The organism is Gluconobacter japonicus (assembly GCF_015244665.1).
Classification (GTDB): Bacteria; Pseudomonadota; Alphaproteobacteria; order Acetobacterales; family Acetobacteraceae; genus Gluconobacter; species Gluconobacter japonicus.
Genome location: NZ_JABCQN010000009.1, coordinates 1 through 18,419, shown reverse-complemented (window position 1 = coordinate 18,419; position 18,419 = coordinate 1). Strand labels below are relative to the sequence as shown.

Sequence of the window (18,419 nt, the reverse complement as noted above, 5' to 3'; positions counted from 1 at the left end):
CCATGATGATGAACGCTTCCAGAACCCCAGTCTGGCCCGATTATCGAACGATCTGGCGATGGCATTTTTTTGCGGGGCTCTTCTGTCTGCCCTTTATTGTGTTTCTGTGTCTTACAGGATCAATTTACCTGTTCAAGCCGCAGGTCGATCATTGGATCGACTGGCGTTACGATCATCTCGCAAGCAGCGCGACACATTCAACCCCGGTACAGGAAGTCAGGGCGGCACTCAATGCTGTCCCTGGTAGCCATTTTCTAGCCTATGAACTGCCGAAGACGGCTTCCAGCGCCGCCCGAGTGATCGTTGATCGCCAAGGTACAGCCATTCGGGTGTATGTTGACCCGACATCGTGCACAGTTCTCAAACAGGTTCCCGAAGAAGAACGCTTTGAGCGCATCATCTTCAAACTGCACGGCCAACTGCTCTTGGGGAATACTGGCTCCATCATCATGGAAATGGTGGCCTCCTGGACAATCGTTCTGATTGCTACAGGCCTGTATCTTTGGTGGCCGCGCCGGATAAAGAGTCTGGCAGGTATTCTTTATCCACGGGTTACCCGAAACGGTCGTGTCCGGTGGCGAGACCTTCATGCAGTAACTGGGATGTGGATCTCCTTATTTCTGGCGCTTTTTCTTATCTCCGGCCTGCCATGGGCCTTTGTTTGGGGGCACGCTTTGTCGCGTGTGGAGACACAGATCAATCGAATGACGACTGTTCCGGACTGGGAAATCGGAGCTGTTTCCGAGCGCAACCTTGTTGCTGGCCGTCAAGTTTCTCCGCCTAAAATGGACACAATGCCTGGCATGGATATGGGCTCCATGACCATGTCCGATAGTTCCCTCCCAGACGGGCTCAACCATGTGGTCGTGGCTGCGTCTCAACTTAAATTCCCTGCACCTGTCCTCGTGACGCCACCATCAACGGGTGAAACTCTATGGCGGGTTCGTTCGGACACGCAAAACCGTCCAGAACGCATCAGTGCGAAGGTAGACGCCTCTGGTCAGGTACGGTCAGTCCAACGCTTTGAAGATAAGAGATTGATGGATCGTATCATCGGATATGGGGTTGCAGCCCATGAAGGGCAGCTTATCGGAAGAGCCAATCAACTTTTAAATTTTCTTGTGGCATCAGGATTGCTGACTATGAGCGTATCGGCGCTCATTCTGTGGCTCAGGCGCAGACCGCCTGGACAACTCGGAGCTCCATTGACCGTGCCCAATAAGCAGATAGGTGCAGGCGCGCTGGTTGTTCTGGTGTTGTTGGCAGTGCTTCTACCAGAACTGGGCGCCTCTCTTTTGCTCCTTTGGTTTGCAAGCTTGTTCTTACAAGTCTTCCGCCATAGCTAACTGGCAGGAACGAGACGACGCAGTCGTGTGGCGATTTCCTGCGGGCTGGTGTCAACTGGCAAGACAGACACCAGTCGGTTATCGCCATCCATCAAATACAGCACAGAGCTGTGATCCATGAGGTAGTCTGAGGACACACGATCCGCTGGAGTGCCACGACGTCGCGCCATGACGTGGAAACTTTTAATGACCGACTGGATCTGGGATTCCGTTCCCGTCAGTCCAACGATGTCAGGAGAGAAATGGCTGACGTAATCAGCGACAACCTCTGGAGTATCACGTGATGGGTCAACCGTGATAAAAAGCGGCACAATTTGATGTGACGCTTTTCCCATAAGCTCAAGAGCCTGTGTGACAGTCGAGAGGGTTAACGGGCAGACATCTATACAGTGTGTGTATCCAAAATAAATCAGCGTATAGCGCCCCTGGAACTGGCGCTCCGTAAGAGGATGACCGTGCGTATCGATGAGCGTATAAGGGCCGCCCAACGTTGTTGATGCCCGATTTAGAAAAATCCCACGCATTCCGATTGCCCCTAGAAAGAGAACCGCAATGATCGACATCGGAGCAATTAGTTTCTTTGCGCTTTTGAAACGAGTAGATTGTTTCTGAATAAGCTGCTTTGGTTTTTTGCGTCCTCCACCGTGCTTTGTCATAGTATCCTCCCTGCGCATACCGTCTTAGCATACGAAGCGTGCCATGAGCATAGCTGGCTCTGAAATACAGAAGGGAAAGCCGAAGTTTCCGAGGATATAGAATAATTTTTTGAATGTCCGACTGCAGGCGTTTAGGGCAAATAGCGGACAGACTGCTTCCCCCCCCCAGAGCAGTTCATCCCCAGATACGGACTGTGCCGTGACATCTAAAAGGAGGGCTTCAGTAGTTACGGCAAGGCGATAGAGGCCGCAGTTATTTTATTCGATCTTCATATCGTGGGAAGTGGAGCATCGATCTCTTGCACAGAGAACGATACTGGATTTTGACAGACGTTGTTAACCTCCAAGCTGAAGATATCAGGACGGGAATAATGTCCCACCACGTCGAGGTCATATTTCCCCCGGATGACATCGTCCAGATCGATATCCGCCGTAATGATGGCTTCACGATCATAGATCGGGCCTGCGATAATTTCTCCGAGCGGATTGACGATCACGCTTCCGCCACGAATGAGAACGGTTTCCGGGTTGTGACCCTGATGACAGGTATAATTTTCCGGCGCATCCGCGCGCGTCATGTACTGACAGGCACTGAGCACAAACGTCCGTCCTTCATAGGCAATATGCCGCATGGAAGCCTGCCAGATATCGCGCTCATCCACCGTAGGCGCACACCAGAGATTGATACCCCGGGCATACATACTCTGACGTAGGTCGGGCATGTAATTTTCCCAACAGATCGCAGCCCCGATACGCCCAATCTCTGTTTCGAATACCGGAATGGTCGAACCGTCTCCTTGTCCCCAGACCAATCGTTCGGTCCCAGTCGGCATCAGCTTGCGGTGTTTGCCAAGAAGCGCCCCATCTGGCCCGAAAAAGAGTGCCGTACAATAAAGTGTAGCACCATCGCGCTCAATGACGCCGACGACGAGATGGGCTTTCATCTTCGCTGCGAAAGAGCCGATCCGCGCCGTTTCTGCGCCTGGGACGTCGATGGCTGACTTCCAGTACCGTAGGTAATCCTCACGGCCTTCAGGGAAGCGGCTTCCCAGAACAGCGCCGAAGTTCAGACCTTTTGGATATCCGCCGACATAGGCTTCAGGAAAAACTGCAAGCTCCACATCCTGCGCTGCTGCGGCTTCGCAATGGGCCTCCATCCGATCCAGTGTGCGAGGGGTGTCGAAGAGACTGGTTCCTGCCTGGATAACGGCGACGCGACGCTGGCTCATGTCCGGATCTCTCATGGATGTGGTGAATTGCAATGACGGGGAGAGTGGACTTTCTCACATTATCGGGCAAATTGATTGTTTTGATAGTCAAAATCACTATGATCGATATCTCACGTCTTGATTTCAACTTGGTCACTACCTTTCTGGCACTCTGGGAAGAGCGCAGCGTCTCCCGAGCAGCAAAACGATTGTCACTGAGCCAGTCAGCCGTGAGCGCTTCTCTGGGCCGCCTGAGGAAGGCGGCGGATGATCCATTGTTCGTTCGCACACGTAGGGGTATGCAGCCGACACTGCGGGCAATCGCCATGGCGGAGCCGCTTCAGGGCGGGGTCGCTTTGATCAATACCGCGTTCTCGACTGTCGCGGCTTTTGATCCCGCAACCAGCCGGCAGCATTTTTCCATAGGAATGTCTGACGACTTCCAGATTGCAATTGGGCCGCTAATCGGAAGACGGCTGGCAGAAGAAGCGCCCCGTGTTTCAGTGACATTCAGGCAGGCTAACACACACCGCGTGGAGGCCCTTTTTGAAGCGGGCGAAATCGACTTTGCCGTTGTCGCACAGCCGAATGTGCGCTCCGGATTACAGCAGCAGGAGATCGGGCGGTCCGGTTATGCCTGCCTGCTTGATCCCGTCACCTGCGGCCTTACACTGCCACTAACACTGGACGACTATCTGTCTCTGCCACATCTTCTGGTCTCATTTTCAGGTCGCGAGGGCATTGTAGATCAAGCCTTGAAAGATCTTGGTCACTCACGACGGGTGCAATCGGCGCTGACACATTTCTCTGCCCTTCCTCCCTTCCTGATCGGGACGCGTGCCGTTGCCACACTACCAATTCATGCGGCCCAGAGCCTTGCGGCCGTTTCGGGCCTTACTGTCTGTGAGGCACCTATTGATTTGGGAGACTATTCTGTATCGATCCTCTGGCAGAGAACGGCCGATAATCTCTGGATGCGCCAGGTCATAAGCGATGCCTTCCTGGCGATTTTACTGGACTTAGAGGCAACCTATTCGGGTTAATCTCGCATCGTGAATATCCGATATCGGACAACAATAAACTGATAACCGACATTCCGAATCCCCCCCAAGTCAGCCGCGAGCCTCAGAATAGTTACAGACCTGCGTGAGTTGGAATGTCTCTCGCAAAGAGGGCCAGAGACGATCAGGATGTCTTTCCGGGAGCAGATTTTGTCCTTGCATGGCGTCTGTGCAACATGCCTCGAAAAGACCTTTGCGGGTCTTTTTTGGGCATCCTACCCTATGTCCGATAATAGAAATTAACGGACATAGGAGGTGGAGAGGGGGCAATTTTTAGAAAAAACCTGAGAATTACCTTTTGTCCTCTAAAAGGTAATTTTATCGGTTCTGATCCTAATAGCCGCCCATAAATTGGGTCACAGGTATATTCGACAGAAATCGAAACAATCTTCGATAACCAAGGACTGTCACAAAAAGATAATTATGGTATCGTACCGACATATCTCATTACGAGACGGAGGTAAAATTGTCGGATTTCTCATTAATTTTTCCGCAGACGTCCGGGGCGCAGCATCATACAATATCTCCCGCAATCGGAAAAACTTCACCAGATCAGCACGATAATTCTTTATCAGCCCCGTCTTCTCAAGGTGTATCACTTAATCCTCATGGAATGGGTTCGACACAGAATTTAAACACAATCAGATCTATAAATTCTAATTACTCTCCTCACCGCCAGATCGATTACTGGAGAGACTCTCCCGATCTGGCCAACATTCATCAGAAGATTCGTAATATTGCAAAAAGCCATGGTACATCAAATGACGGCACTACAATAGCAGCCTCAAATATAAAGCTTCCTGTAGCAATATCTCTTATGTCCGTTTCAGACGATGATGAGGGCGATAATCCTCCTTCCCCCGTAACTTCAGGAGGCGGAGGCAGTGGCGGCGGCGTAGAAGCCCCGCCTGGACAAGGAGACGAAGTTCCAGTGACAGGATACAACCCTGGGTCGGGAGGATTATCTAATACGGGAGATGGATATACTCCTCCCGGCAATGCAAATGGCAATCTTCCCCCATCACCCCCGGAAGAAATAGAAGTTCATGCTCGAAAGGTGAAGGTTATTAACGGGGTGCAGTATCTTGAAGGAAGCAAAGGTCTAGTCACCTATGTCACTCACTCAGGAGGCTATGCCTCTTTAAAGATTTCTGATCTCGATAATGAGATTAACAAAGCAGCTCAAGATATCGGTGATTCAGAACCCGATGAAAAAACAATACAAAGCATTTACGATTATTTTTCGTCTGAAGAGCACAACATCAATGATGTCAGGTCCTTATACGCTCATAGCGATAGAATAAGGGACAAAGTCGAGAAAGACTACAATGATGTTTTAAACAGAATGTCAGATGCAGATGAAATGAAAAAACAATTAGACTCTCTTGGTAACAATGATAATTTGAATAATACACGATTTAATTTGGCTCATTCCGACGAAGCCACAGCGCTATACAAGAATTTGATCTCTCAAGTGCAGGATAGGGTTCCCAGTTCTAACGATGATAACTGGACTAATGCACAGAAAGATCTTGTCGGCAAAAATGGAACTTACAAACAAGTCCGATACGATCTTGCCCATTTCTATGGCGAAGCCTGGGTGATAGATCCGTATTGGCAAAACATGCTCGGACGCCCCCCTACGGACGCAGAACGAGGCGCTGTGGAAGACAAGCTGGCTGATACCTCGACGATTCAAGGTATGCGTGTAGAGCTTGCTCATTCTGACTTGGTTATAAATGCTCTTGCAAAGGCATATGAAGATGAAACGGGACAATCTCTTGAAAACCCACAAAACTTAATACCGACTACAAATATTTCAGATGATATGGCAAACAAAGGATTAACCTTAGAGAGAATCAAATCACTTCTCGAAGTTGGTGCAAAGTTACCTGCGATTGATCAAAACTCTCCAGTAGGACACTATACCCCAATAGAGGGCTTGCCAACAAATGCTCATCAATACACAGATGGGTCCGGAAGGGTATTTGGTATAACAGAAAATTATAGTCTTAGATCTGTTGCTGAAGATGGGGAATTACACAAAACGGATGACAAGCTAAGTTTAAACTTCATGCACCTTATGCATGATACTCTTGGACATGGCGGAAAATTCGATGCCCAAAGAGATAACAATCTACAAGTTAGTTACAAAGGACTCGTAGATAATGCCAATTATAACGTTGGCGTATGGGGGGCGGCTGTGGGGTTACTTGATGGCGAGATCGAGGCGTTGGGACTCCTTTATATTGTGAAGAACGATCTTCATGTGGAGGCATTCAGCACACTTCAAAGAGATTTGCCTTTATGGATAGAAGGTTACAATGATTATAAATCAGGGTATATAAAATGATCTTAATTCTCATGATCATAATGATTATTTTCTATTTTTTTTCTTATGGAGCTATAGGCGCTATTGGAGCTTATTTGACAGACGCATCATTACATAATTTTAATTACGAAGATTTTTCTTTCTATTTCTGTACGTCTCTCATATTGTTCTTTTGGTTGTCGTCATCGAATTTTCTCATGTCTCTAACAGCTGCATTTATAAGAAAGAAGTTTCTTAGGATTCTTATTCTATCTGTACTTCCATCATATTTTTTATATTCTTTAGCAAGATTAATTTTCTCGGAGTTTTATATACATAATTCTTTTTTAAATATAAATAAAAATGAGATATTATTTAAAATAATTCTGGGAGTTTACTCTTTTGCATGGTCTTTATTGATATTTTTCTTTCTAAAAGATAAAATAACGAATACGGAGAATTGAATAATTATGATTTAGAGGGATCGAATAAACATTACAATAAAAAGACGGTAGCGGACGAACATTTATGATAAAGTCTACTATAAAATTTTCAGATGCTATAAGAGACGCCAAACTACATGAGAATGAAATATTATCTCGCAAATAATGCCATAGGACACGAAGGAAAATTTGATGTACAGCGAGATAAGAATTCTCATATTCTGTATACAAACCTCATTGATAATGCAAACTACAACGTGAAGGGTTCGAAAAACCTCTGGTTTTGAGGTTTGCTCTGTGATTCCATTTCCCCTGAGTTGATTGGGGGCATGGAGGGTTCGAAAAACCTCTTGGTTTTGAGGCCCTCTCTGTGATTCTATTTTTCCGGTTTTTATTGGAAGAGTGGCGACATGAAACAGCCCGGTTTCTTTGATGTTGAAGAGCGGCTTTCTCGTTTGAGCGGGCTTGGCGATCAGCTCGAAGCCTTTTCCCGGACTGTGAATTTCGAAGCATTTCGTCCTGATCTGGATAAAGCGCTGGCCTATGCAGACGGCAGCAAAGGCGGTCGTCCGTCGTTTGATCCGGTGCTGATGTTCAAAATCCTGGTCATCCAGACGCTGAACAATCTGTCCGATGACCGGACGGAATACCTGATCAATGACCGTCTCTCCTTCATGCGCTTTTTAGGCCTGGGGCTGTCCGACCGTGTGCCTGATGCCAAAACCATCTGGCTGTTCAGGGAACGTCTGACACAGGCGGGAGCAATTGATATTTTGTTCAACCGCTTTGATGCGACCCTGTCGTAACGCTGGTTATCTGCCGATGTCAGGCCAGATCCTGGATGCCACGCTGGTAGCTGCTCCGAAGCAGCGCAATACCAACGATGAAAAGACTGATCTGCGGGAAGGACGGATCCCACAGGACTGGCAGGGTAAACCGGCAAAGCTGTCCCACAAGAACAGGCATGCACGATGGACCCTGAAATTCACGAAAGCGAAGCGACAGGAAGACGGGAGTATGCCCGCAACGGATCTGGCCATCCCATTTTTTGGTTACAAGTCGCACATCTCCATCGATCGGAAATTTCGGCTGATCCGCAAATGGAAGACGACAGATGCCGCCGCCAGTGACGGCGCGCGATTGAGAGAGGGCCTGCTTGATAAAAGCAATACAGCCTCAACGGTCTGGGCAGACACAGCCTACCGCTCAAAAGCCAATGAGGACTTCATGGTAAAGCAGGGCTTTGTCTCCAAGGTTCACAGGAAAAAGCCGCATCTCAGGCCTATGCCCCGTCATATCCAGAGATCCAACGTAGGGAAGTCGGTGATCAGATCTCGCGTTGAGCATGTCTTTGCCGATCAGAAATCACAGACGGGACTGTTCGTCCGAACCGTAGGCTTAACGCGGGCCACCATGAGGATCGGGCTGGCCAATATCGTCTATAATATGCGCCGCTTTATCCTCCTGGAGCGGATTAACGCCGCCGCGTAGCAATCCAGAGCATGAAACCCTCTCTCCGCTCAAAACGCAGAGTGAAAATCAGGACCAGCAACCAGAAATCAGGCGCAAGGGTAATCAATCAAGGGTTCTTCGAACCCTCCACCTGATGCCAGAACGGTGTGGCTGTTTCGAGAGCGTCTGACCCATGCTGGTGCGATTGGCGGTCTGTTCAATCGCTTTGACGCAACCCTGTGTAATGCTGTTTATCTGCCGATGTCAGGCCAGATCCTGGATGCCACACTGGTGGCTTCTCCAGAGCAGCGCAATACCAATGCGGAGAAAAAGGATCTGCGTGAAGGACGGATCCCACAGGACTGGCAGGACAAGCCGTCAAAGCTGTCCCACAAGGACAGGCATGCGCGCTGGACCCTGAAGTTCACGAAAGCGAAGCGACAGGAGGACGGGAGTATGCCAGCAACAGATCTGGCCATCCCGTTCTTTGGCTATAAATCTCACTCTCCATCGACCGGAAATTTCGGCTGATCCGCAAATGGAAGACGACAGATGCAGCCGCCAGTGATGGCGCGCGATTGAGAGAGGGCCCGCTTGATAAAAGCAATACAGCCTCAACAGTCTGGGCGGACACAGCCTACCGCTCGAAAGCCAATGAGAACTTCATGGAAAGAGAGGGCTTTGTCTCGAAGGTTCACAGGAAAAAGCCGCATCTCAAGCCTATGCCACGCCATATCCAGAGATCGAATGCAGGGAAGTCGATGATCCGGTCGCGCGTCGAGCATGTCTTTGCCGACCAGAAATCGCAGACGGAATTCTTCATCCGAACTGTCGGTATCACACGGGCCACCATGAGGATCGGGCTGGCCAATATCGTCTATAATATGCGCCGATTCCTCTTCCCGGAGCGAATTAACGACGCCGCGTAGCAATCCAGAGCATGAAACTCTCGCTTTGCTTGAAACCCAAAGCGAAAATCAGACTCAGGAAGTAGCACTCAACACGCTAAAAACCTAAAATCAGGCGAAAGAGCAGTCAATCAAAGGTTTTTTAGAACCCTCCAGCTTCACGACGCGACGGCGGATTTCATGGATCGACCATCGGATGAGCTCCTGCGTATTGGCAGAGAGTTTTTTGAGCGCGTTGGCCCGGTAGCACACGGCCGCCATCATCGCGCATGTGAGCATGGCCAGCGTGACGTGATGGTGCCAGCCGTGCCACTCATCTCGTTCCAAATTATGGTTGCCCATAGATTCAGAATTCTCAAGAAAACGCAAATGTAGTGCCAACCCAGCGTTTACTGACGCTGGGTTGGTGTCACGTCAAGCCTGTAGAGCGTGCAGGTCAGCAGCTTCAGCGCCTGAGGCCAGATATGGTCCCGAAGCGTGAATCTGAAGCGCCATGAGAGCAATACTTCCAATCGGCCGGGTCCCAAGAGGCAAGAGCGCGCTTCCGTTTGTCCAGCGGGACATGCCGTCCTCGACATTATTCCATCCGGACAGATCGATGTCCTGCAGATGAGATGTCAGGGTCTTCGTCGCGTGTCCCTCGAAAAGCTGGACGTCGCCGACCAGCAGGCCGAGCATACGGCGGTCATCCACGAACGGTCCGACAACATCACACGGGCGGCTTGCATTTGAAACAATCCGAACGTTTTCAACACCAGCCGGAATCATGAACATAATCCGATCATTATTCTTACGGATCGGGCGGAGCGTTGCACCGGTATCTGTGACAAGGTGAAGATCGTTCTCCTGCGTCAGGGAGAGAGTATCAGTCATAAGAGGAGAATTGAGGTGAACAGCTCGTGTCTCAATCTGACGGAAGAGGGGTTCGACAAGATCACGGTCTACGGTCAAAGACGCTGCTGCATCCTCCCAGGACAGATTACGGGAAGGTGTCAGAGACACGACGTCTCCAGCCTGCCGAAACGCACTACGATTTCCAGTGTCAAGATAACTCTCAGTCAGCATACCATCCGCCATGATAACTGAATGTTCTTCAGTTTCAATGTGGTAGTAATCGTAAGAGGTTATCGACGTGTCATAGAAGATCGAACGACCATTTACGAGCATACGGGCCGGAACGAATTTTCCATCAAAAAACAGGCAGTGCTCGGCTGTGATGAGCATATCCTTGAACGGCACGCCGTCGGATACTGCGTCCTTCAGAATACGGACGGGATAGCCCGCCTGATCCAGTGGAAGATACGGTCGCACCGTACAATGCGCATGTCCCGCCCACGTGACGATATCTGTATATGTCACCCCGTCTTTATAACAGAGGACTTCGTCACCCATGACGATATCCTGCACGGCTTTTTTTCCATTGGGAACAGAAATAATCGAATCTCTCAGGAAGCAAACCAAGACTCCGTTCTGGTTTGTGTTATTTAACGGAGTCGAACTAATGAATAAATTTCCATCCTGATATGACTGGAACAAATTATTATTTGCTCCATAGTCATAAAAATCTCCCGATACCGTAATTGTTTTTCCATTATCTGTGACGATATTCGTGCTACTTCCGTTCTTTGAAACGGAAACAACCTTTGTTGCGCCAGGAATTTCTATGGTTGATCCCGCATTCTCAAATCCTGATATACTTTGAAAAGAAATGACGGATACATTGCTTCCTGGGTTAATCAGAAGTGTACCACCACCTTTTCCGAAAGCTACTTTGGATCCACTTAAGGCAGAAATCGCAGCCTGGTTCTGTACTGAATTCAGGATCAGCTTTCCGCCAGAAGAGATATTATATGTCGAACCAGAAAGGGCTGATATTGTCGAGGCACTATCCATGGAAATGGTGCCTCCATCTGCTGTGAATGTCGCACCAGTCAATGCATTGACAACGCCACCAGTCAATCCAGTTACTGTAACAAAGGCGTTGTTGCTTGAGGTGACACTCCAAGGGTTTGCCAGGGAGATTAATGAGGGAGAAAAATTGACGGAAGCATTGACGTTTTTGCCTGAAAAATTAGCGCTCGCTCCGCCAATGGATATTAGTCCAAGGACAGGCAAAGCTGGAACAAGAGTGTAACTCCCGCTTTTCGTGACAGTATGGTCGTATCCATATAGCAGCGACATCTTTTATCCTTCCGTTAATTTATCGTTGACACGTCTTAGCGCGATATGTTGCAAAGAGCAACGATGTATGCGTGATGAATTACAGAATGTATGGTTTCTGTAAAAACATCATATTTGGTTCATTAATTAATATTAATATTAATATTCTCTGGTTTATAAATAAATCAACATTTGTTCATTGTTTTATTATTAAGGTTTTTCTTATATTTAATTTATTGAAAAATTATTTACTAGATTATCTGATGAGATATGGAAATATAATTCTACATTTGTTTTTTATGGAGTCTTCATCGCTTTTTAAGAAATTAACCGTATCTGCCCGTACCGTTGAAGCGGTAGTGGTCTTTTCCAGCAGCCCCTCTCTCAACCGCACACCATCACTGGCGGGGGCATCCGTCGTTTTCCATTTCCGGATGAATCGGAACTTCCGGTTGATGGAGACATGGGATTTTTAGCCAAGAACCCAATGAACAGATTGTTTTGGCATCTGGCACACGGTCCGACAGCCCCAATCCCATTAAACGCATGAACGACAGGCGATCGTTGATCAGATATGCCGTCCGCTCATCAGGAAAATTGTACAACGTCTAGATTACCAGGATCTTGAATACCAACACTGCATCAAACGGGAAATGACCGCCTTTTCTTCCGTCTGAACAGGTCAGAGACATCTCCAGATCAGGGCAGAACACTTCAAAATTCACAGTCCGAGAAAATGCTTCGAATTGATTACCCAGCCTACTCAGTCGAGCAATCCATTTTTCAACATTAAAGAAATCTGGCTGCTTCAAATACCCCCCTCATCACAAGATAAAAAAGTGAATCATCGAGGACCCATCATAACCAAGGGGGTTTTTAGAACTTTCCAGCTGACAGCACTGTTTGCGATCGGCCCCTCTGATCGCTCTTCACCTCCCCGAATACGCTCAAGACTGAGGAGGCGCCAAGAAGTCTCTTAGATTATCAAGAAAAGCTCTAACGCGTAGCGGGACGTTGCGTCGGCTGGGCATCGTTGCAAACAATCCGATCGTCTCTCCCTGGTACTCCGGAAAAAGACGGACCAGCCTGCCGCGTTGCAGGTCGTCGCCGACGTCCCACAAGACTTTGAACACGATACCTTTGCCCTTGAGGGCCCAGTCATGCACCACTTCGCCGCTCGTCGTCGAGAGATGAGGAGTTACCTCGACAATCTGATCTTCTCCCGAACGAGATAGTCTCCACTGGTCGAGCATCCCCAGTTCATGCCCTCGCATCAGGCAAATACAACGGTGCTCAGTTAACTGGGCAAGGGTGGTCGGCATGCCAAACCTCTCGAGGTAGGCTGGAGAAGCGCAGATGATCCGTTCACTATTCATGATCTTCGTCGCGACAGTCCCCGCTTCATTTGGCATTCCAATCCGAATGGCCAGGTCAAGGCGACTGTTAACGACATCCAGTCCTTCGTCTGACAGAAGGAGATGCACACGCAGCTTTGGAAAACGATCGGCAAATTCACTGACAAAATCAGCCAAACGGCGGCGTCCCAGTTCAAGTGGCGCCCCGATCCGCAGGACGCCACGAAGCTCTTTCTGATTGGCAGAAATCTCTGCTTCAGCCGCCTCGATATCAATCATGATCTCTGCAGCACGCTCATAAAACGTCTGTCCTTCGTCCGTCAGGTCGAAGCGCCTTGATGTCCTTGTGACCAGGCGTACGCCAAGCCGCTCCTCCAGCCGAGCCAGCCTTCGACTGGAAGCTCCTGCCGAGACGTTGAGGTGACGCGCGACTGCAGTCAGATTTCCTGCTTCAACGAGAAGTACGAAAAATCTCAGATCACCGGCGTCATCGTGCATTGAGAGTGCCATCTTTGCATTTTGCACACAGATACAATGTCTTTTATGCGACTACCAGCGCGATAAACGCACATCCATTATAAGTTCATCAATGAATGGAGACAGACATGACGTACAATCGCACTGTATCTTCACTCCCCCCCCTTCTGGACGCGGTTCACAACCGCGAAACTGCCTTCACGAATGAGGAGCGGTACGCGAATGGTACGCTTGGCCTCCTGCCAGACGCCATCGAAACCCTTGATCGGCAGATGGAGCGCGTCCTATGGCAGCTTGACAGCAAGAGCAGCGATCTCGAGCGCTTTCTGCACCTGAACGGATTGTCACAGCGTAACGAGACCCTGTTCTTCAAGGTTGTGATGTCTGATCCGAAGCGCTTTCTTCCCATTGTTTACGATCCGACAATCGCTGATGCCTGCCGTCAGTACAGCCGTCTCTTCGAGAGACCACAGGGCATGTATCTTTCGCTACGTCATAAAGGTCATGTGAAGGATGTGCTCGCCAACTGGCCTGAAAAAGATGTGCGCTTCATTTGCGTCAGTTCCGGCGGCCGTATTCTGGGGCTCGGAGATATCGGAGCCAATGGCATGGGGATCCCAGTCGGCAAACTGCAGCTCTACACGGCCTGCGCCGCCATCCCACCTCAGGGCCTGATGCCAATGTTACTGGATATCGGTACAACCAATCAGGAGCTGATTGACGATCCACTCTATCTCGGTCTGCGGCAGGCACCTCCATCCTCAGACGAACTCGACGCATTCGTCGATGAACTCGTGGCAGCCATTCAAGAACTTTATCCTCGTTGCTGCCTACATTTTGAGGACTGGAAAGGAGACGATGCCATCCGCCTATTGGCGCGATATCGTGACAAGATCCTTTGCTATAATGACGACATTCAGGGGACTGCGGCCATTACGATCGCGGGCCTCGACACCGCCCTGTCGATCAAGGGTGAGGCGCTGAAAGAACAGCGTATCCTGTTCTACGGTGCAGGGTCTGCGGGGATCGGTATCGCGAATATGATCGTGAGTGCATTACAGGACGAAGGTCTTTCTGAAGCTGACGCCCGAGCCCGTATTTCCATGATGGATATCAACGGCCTGATCGAACCTTCGCGGCAGGATCTTAATCCCTCGCAGAAAGTGTTCGCCCACGCCCATGCATCGACGAAAGACCTTGCGGAAGCAGTCAAAGGCATTGAGCCCACTGTCCTGATCGGCGTCAGCACAAACGCGGGTGGCTTCACCGAGGAAGTCGTTCGCACCATGGCGAGCATTAACGACAAGCCCGTTATTTTCGCGCTCTCCAATCCCACCGACAAGGCGGAATGTACCGCAGAACAGGCTTATCGATGGACAGACGGCAGGGCCCTCTTCGCTGCTGGCGTCCAGTTCGACGATGTTACTTTGAATGGCAAAACGCTCACCCCCGGGCAGGCCAATAATTTTTATATCTTCCCCGCCGTGGCACTGGCTGTCTGGGCAACACAGGCAAGACGCATCACCGACGAGGTCTTCCTTGAAGCCGCCAGAGCGACCGCTGAACAGGTCACACCGGAGCAACGGGCCCACGGTCTGCTTTTCCCGCCGCAAAAAGATGTCCTGCGTGTAGAGATCAACACGGCCATCAAGGTCGCGCGTCAAATCTTCAAATCGGGCCTGGCTCAAGTTCCTGAACCCGAGGATATCGTGGACTGGATTGAAGCCAAGCTCTACCGAGCAGAATACTGAATGACAAAAAAATAGAAAGAATATCTGTTATCTTTAATAGAAAAGTTTCCTTCTATTCTATTTATTTACCATCCGTTACTACCATATTTTCTAGTAGGAAATTAATGGATGGTAAATAACTCTAATTTTTTTCGGAGGAATTTCCCTATCTCTTCCATTCGTTGGGAAGGAGATAACCTTTATGTCCGACGTCCATTTTGTCGAAATGGTCTTTTAGCACTGCCTCTTGCGTTGAATGGGATAGCATAGAAAATCCGGACGCTTCAAAGCTACTTTTCTCACGAAGATAATCCCGAACATAAACTTCAAACTCGTCGAAAGAGATTCTTCCATCATGATTTTTGTCAGCTATCGAAAAAGATTGATTTTCATTCGTTTGAACCTGCGCTGAACATGATGATGATACCAAGGCAAAAGCTAAAATGCTCCAGTATTTGATAGACATGTTATATCTCCTGAAGATTTTTTAAAATAAACTGTATTTGTTCGATACCACTTGACAGGGTTCTATTCCCAAAAGCTTCGTAGGTTATTTCCTGACGTCTTATGATGGCATCCTGTAGAAACATCCGTACGGCTCTTTTCTCGAACGGATTTTCTGCATTTTGCCGTAATTCCAGAATGAGCTTACCGAGCGACACTAAAGAAAAGGCGCGATCCAGGACGTCCCGAGCACGGTCTTTCTGGCTCAGGAATGACAGTTTCAATGCCAATCGCGATAGTTTCTGGATTTGATCTCCCTGCCACTGTTCTGCGAAAGGCAAACGATGGGACGAAGATGTCGCTAACAAATTCACGCTTCTGCGCAATGATCTCATAATCACTCTGGCATCAGATTCATGGTTTGGAGGAAGAAAGACTCGAAATACGAGCACCAGAAGAACGGCACCACAGATAATGGCCATCCAGGTATTTGTTAAGGCGATATCATCATAAACCATTTCATTGGTTACGAGAGACTGTATTGCAAAAAAGACAGCGTATCCGAAAGCACCAATGCTATATTTCGGATGAAACTGTAGCCAAATTCCCGGCAAAAGAAAAAAACTCAAACTCAGCCAGAGCAAGCAGTATCCGCTAATAAGTGGCAGAACATAAACGTGATAGATCCATGTCGCAGGTATGCTCAGCACAGTTCCTATCGCCATAGCCATACTGGCCTTCGATGCTGAGGGCACCGTAGAAAGCAGGCTGGATGCTGCAATGACATACATCATCATCATAGGACCATTCGGCCACGCTGTTACATACCAGATGAATGTCGCAAGCAGCGTGATCAGGATGCCTCTTGCTCCATTACGGAGCGCTGTCGGCCATTCCAGATAAGGAGATACGCGCATTGGAACCCGATTTTTTTTCTCTGTGAGGTCCTCGATGATGCGACGTAATGCCAACAAAAGATTTTCGACATTATGCACAGATGCAAGACTGGCGGCCGTAAGCATTTCTTCTGCCTCAAATAACTCTAGAGACTGAATACCTTGGTCAAGTGCTTTTAAGATTGATTCCGGATCGTTCCGCCATGACGGATTTTTTATACCGTCGATCACGTTTTTTAACATACGTGTTGTGTAGGCGTGGATCTCGTAAAACCGGGCGTGAGGTTGGTGTAGGTTGCTCCAGTGGGGATGATAACCCGCAATCACACCGGCCATTTGATTGACCGCCATTTTATAGCTTGAAAGATGGTCTTTGATTTCAGGATTATCGGATGCTGCATATTCCAGCAATGGCGTCAGTGCCGTTATTTTCTTTAGTACGGCCTGACGGCTATCATAGAGTGCAACAGGAAGCGTTCTGAAATCTGAATCGTCATCGACAGAGAGAGCTGTAAGACTGCTATGAAACGATTTTGCGTGTTCCAGAACCGCTAGGAAAGCGTCATTCAATGCCCCGTGAACGGGTTGGCTTCGACGTGGAGACGTTGCTAAAAAAACAACGGCTGTACTCACCACGCCGATGACCACGTCAGATAATCTCATCATCGCAGACATGAAGACGCTCTCAGGATGAGAAAATGACGAAAATGCGACAATGATGATTGTATATCCCGTCAGAACAGCGGCATAAGCCCGATACAGCCTTAGAAGACTTGCGGTCATGCAGGCTAGTCCGACGATGAGAGCCAAGGCCACGAAATAAAGCCAGGTAGACTGAACAAAACAGCCCATAATGGCTACACTCAAACCCGCTCCGAACACTGTTCCCAAAACGCGCCAAATGCTTTTGGAAACCAGTGCACCAACCATAGGATGTGCGACAATTACCACAGTTGTCACTGTACTCATCGGAGAGTCCAATTGAACAACAAATGCTACCAGCAAAGCCAAGCCGATCGAGAGACACACTCGAACGGTAAAAGCAGTGGTTTTTAAAAACCCGCTCCATCGTGCTTCTGAAAACCAGAATGATTGTGGCGACCAAAGCTTCTTCCGAACGATGGTTGTCATACAGACGCGCCATGATCAACAGAGAGAAGCGCTTCCATCATATCCAGATCTTTTGTCAGGGTGAGCTTTTGGCTCATGGACAATCCGGTTGTCAGCTCTGCTTCCAGGTCAGCAGCCAGGCGATGAAACAGCTTGCACTGTTTTTTACCTTCGGATGTCAGAAGAACCATCTTAAGGCGTCGGTCCTGAGTGTCTGTCTGGCGAATAACCAGACCTTCTGCTTCCAGAACATCCAGCAGACGGACCAGAGCGGATCGATCGACCCCAATCAAAGAAGCGAGATCGCTTTGCGTTAGCGGCGTTTTCGAGGTCATCAGATAGGCCATGGGACGCATGGTCGCCAGCGTCAGGCCATTGGGGCGCAAAACCCGGTCCAAATGCGTACGCCATAAGGTTGCCAGACGCATGACGTGGAACGTTAAGGAAATATCATGGTAGCGCGTCTGGTCCAGGCAGGCGGCTGTAAAAGATTTCGACATTTCCGATTCCATATCATCTGTTGACATGTAACCTTTTTATATGACAAACGACGCCAAGGAAATAGATTTCAGCTTGTTTTGAGCGAGCTTGGAAAATTTTTTAATCTTGTCGGCTCAAGTTTTCTGCTGGGGCTGACGTGCGATGAGTGAGACGTGAACCAACACGCAGGTAATATTTCATCAACGGGGAGGGGGAGCAGATGCTGACGGAAGTTAATCTCTTCGGCGTCTTTGTTGCACCCCTTTCAATTTATGCCGTTGCAGCAGTGTTCGTGACATTGCTGTTGAGAAGCATTCTGTGGCGGACCGGCGCCTTAAGCTGGTTCTGGCACGTCGCTCTATTTGAAATAGCGCTCTATGTC

13 protein-coding genes and 4 pseudogenes are annotated in these 18,419 nt (G+C 48.9%); 8 read left to right on the top strand and 9 right to left on the bottom strand.

Going from position 1 to position 18,419, the window contains the following annotated elements; all coding sequences use genetic code 11:
• Positions 1-2: 2 nt before the first annotated feature.
• A complete protein-coding gene (locus tag HKD32_RS13610) occupies positions 3-1,346 on the top strand; it encodes a PepSY-associated TM helix domain-containing protein (protein WP_194258276.1) in 1,344 nt (447 codons plus the stop codon).
• Here the strand turns inward: HKD32_RS13610 and HKD32_RS13605 are convergent.
• Both HKD32_RS13605 and HKD32_RS13600 read right to left on the bottom strand, forming a co-directional pair.
• Complete coding sequence (locus HKD32_RS13605) at positions 1,343-1,909, bottom strand: SCO family protein (RefSeq protein ID WP_228119050.1); 567 nt, start codon at positions 1,907-1,909, stop codon at positions 1,343-1,345. The genes HKD32_RS13610 and HKD32_RS13605 overlap by 4 nt on opposite strands.
• Positions 1,910-2,271: 362 nt before the next feature.
• Complete coding sequence (locus tag HKD32_RS13600) at positions 2,272-3,231, bottom strand: carbon-nitrogen hydrolase family protein (protein ID WP_061928342.1); 960 nt, start codon at positions 3,229-3,231, stop codon at positions 2,272-2,274.
• Positions 3,232-3,329: 98 nt separating this feature from the next.
• Here HKD32_RS13600 and HKD32_RS13595 point away from each other — a divergent pair, with 98 nt between their 5' ends.
• The 4 genes and pseudogenes from HKD32_RS13595 to HKD32_RS13580 form a co-directional block, all read left to right on the top strand.
• Positions 3,330-4,253: a LysR family transcriptional regulator gene (locus HKD32_RS13595; protein ID WP_194258273.1), complete on the top strand. Its 924-nt coding sequence runs from the start codon at positions 3,330-3,332 to the stop codon at positions 4,251-4,253.
• A 484-nt stretch (positions 4,254-4,737) separates the two neighbouring features.
• A complete protein-coding gene (locus HKD32_RS13590) occupies positions 4,738-6,624 on the top strand; it encodes a hypothetical protein (RefSeq protein ID WP_194258272.1) in 1,887 nt (628 codons plus the stop codon).
• Positions 6,625-7,435: 811 nt separating this feature from the next.
• Positions 7,436-8,516 (top strand): annotated as a pseudogene (locus HKD32_RS13585) (IS5 family transposase).
• A 93-nt stretch (positions 8,517-8,609) separates the two neighbouring features.
• Positions 8,610-9,406, top strand: a pseudogene (locus HKD32_RS13580) (transposase); the annotation flags it as partial.
• A gap of 90 nt (positions 9,407-9,496) precedes the next feature.
• On the opposite strand, the pseudogene HKD32_RS13575 reads toward HKD32_RS13580, so the two are convergent.
• Positions 9,497-9,721, bottom strand: a pseudogene (locus HKD32_RS13575) (hypothetical protein); the annotation flags it as partial.
• 78 nt (positions 9,722-9,799) lie between these two features.
• Positions 9,800-10,846, bottom strand: a complete 1,047-nt coding sequence (locus HKD32_RS15310; RefSeq protein WP_228119049.1) for a Hint domain-containing protein — start codon at positions 10,844-10,846, stop codon at positions 9,800-9,802.
• Between the two features lie 247 nt (positions 10,847-11,093).
• On the opposite strand from HKD32_RS15310, the gene HKD32_RS15305 reads away from it, so the two are divergent.
• The gene (locus tag HKD32_RS15305) at positions 11,094-11,519 is read left to right on the top strand and encodes a hypothetical protein (RefSeq protein ID WP_228119048.1); all 426 of its coding nucleotides are present in this window, start codon (positions 11,094-11,096) and stop codon (positions 11,517-11,519) included.
• A 315-nt stretch (positions 11,520-11,834) separates the two neighbouring features.
• On the opposite strand, the pseudogene HKD32_RS15520 reads toward HKD32_RS15305, so the two are convergent.
• Positions 11,835-12,357: pseudogene (locus tag HKD32_RS15520) on the bottom strand (transposase); the annotation flags it as partial.
• A 135-nt stretch (positions 12,358-12,492) separates the two neighbouring features.
• Positions 12,493-13,398 (bottom strand): LysR family transcriptional regulator, encoded by a 906-nt coding sequence (locus HKD32_RS13560; protein ID WP_034880152.1) that lies wholly within the window; start codon positions 13,396-13,398, stop codon positions 12,493-12,495.
• Positions 13,399-13,505: 107 nt separating this feature from the next.
• Here HKD32_RS13560 and HKD32_RS13555 point away from each other — a divergent pair, with 107 nt between their 5' ends.
• Complete coding sequence (locus tag HKD32_RS13555) at positions 13,506-15,128, top strand: NAD-dependent malic enzyme (protein ID WP_194258269.1); 1,623 nt, start codon at positions 13,506-13,508, stop codon at positions 15,126-15,128.
• A 145-nt stretch (positions 15,129-15,273) separates the two neighbouring features.
• Here the strand turns inward: HKD32_RS13555 and HKD32_RS13550 are convergent, their stop codons facing one another.
• The 3 genes from HKD32_RS13550 to HKD32_RS13540 are packed head-to-tail and all read right to left on the bottom strand — an operon-like array spanning position 15,274 to position 18,084.
• A complete protein-coding gene (locus HKD32_RS13550) occupies positions 15,274-15,573 on the bottom strand; it encodes an EF-hand domain-containing protein (protein WP_064275414.1) in 300 nt (99 codons plus the stop codon).
• A gap of 1 nt (position 15,574) precedes the next feature.
• Complete coding sequence (locus tag HKD32_RS13545) at positions 15,575-17,578, bottom strand: FUSC family protein (RefSeq protein WP_194258268.1); 2,004 nt, start codon at positions 17,576-17,578, stop codon at positions 15,575-15,577.
• A complete protein-coding gene (locus tag HKD32_RS13540; RefSeq protein ID WP_010505599.1) occupies positions 17,575-18,084 on the bottom strand; it encodes a MarR family winged helix-turn-helix transcriptional regulator in 510 nt (169 codons plus the stop codon). Before HKD32_RS13540 ends, HKD32_RS13545 begins: the two co-directional genes overlap by 4 nt.
• A gap of 173 nt (positions 18,085-18,257) precedes the next feature.
• Here HKD32_RS13540 and HKD32_RS13535 point away from each other — a divergent pair.
• The coding region (locus HKD32_RS13535) for a DUF1656 domain-containing protein (protein ID WP_194258267.1) at positions 18,258-18,419 on the top strand (162 nt) is incomplete at its 3' end.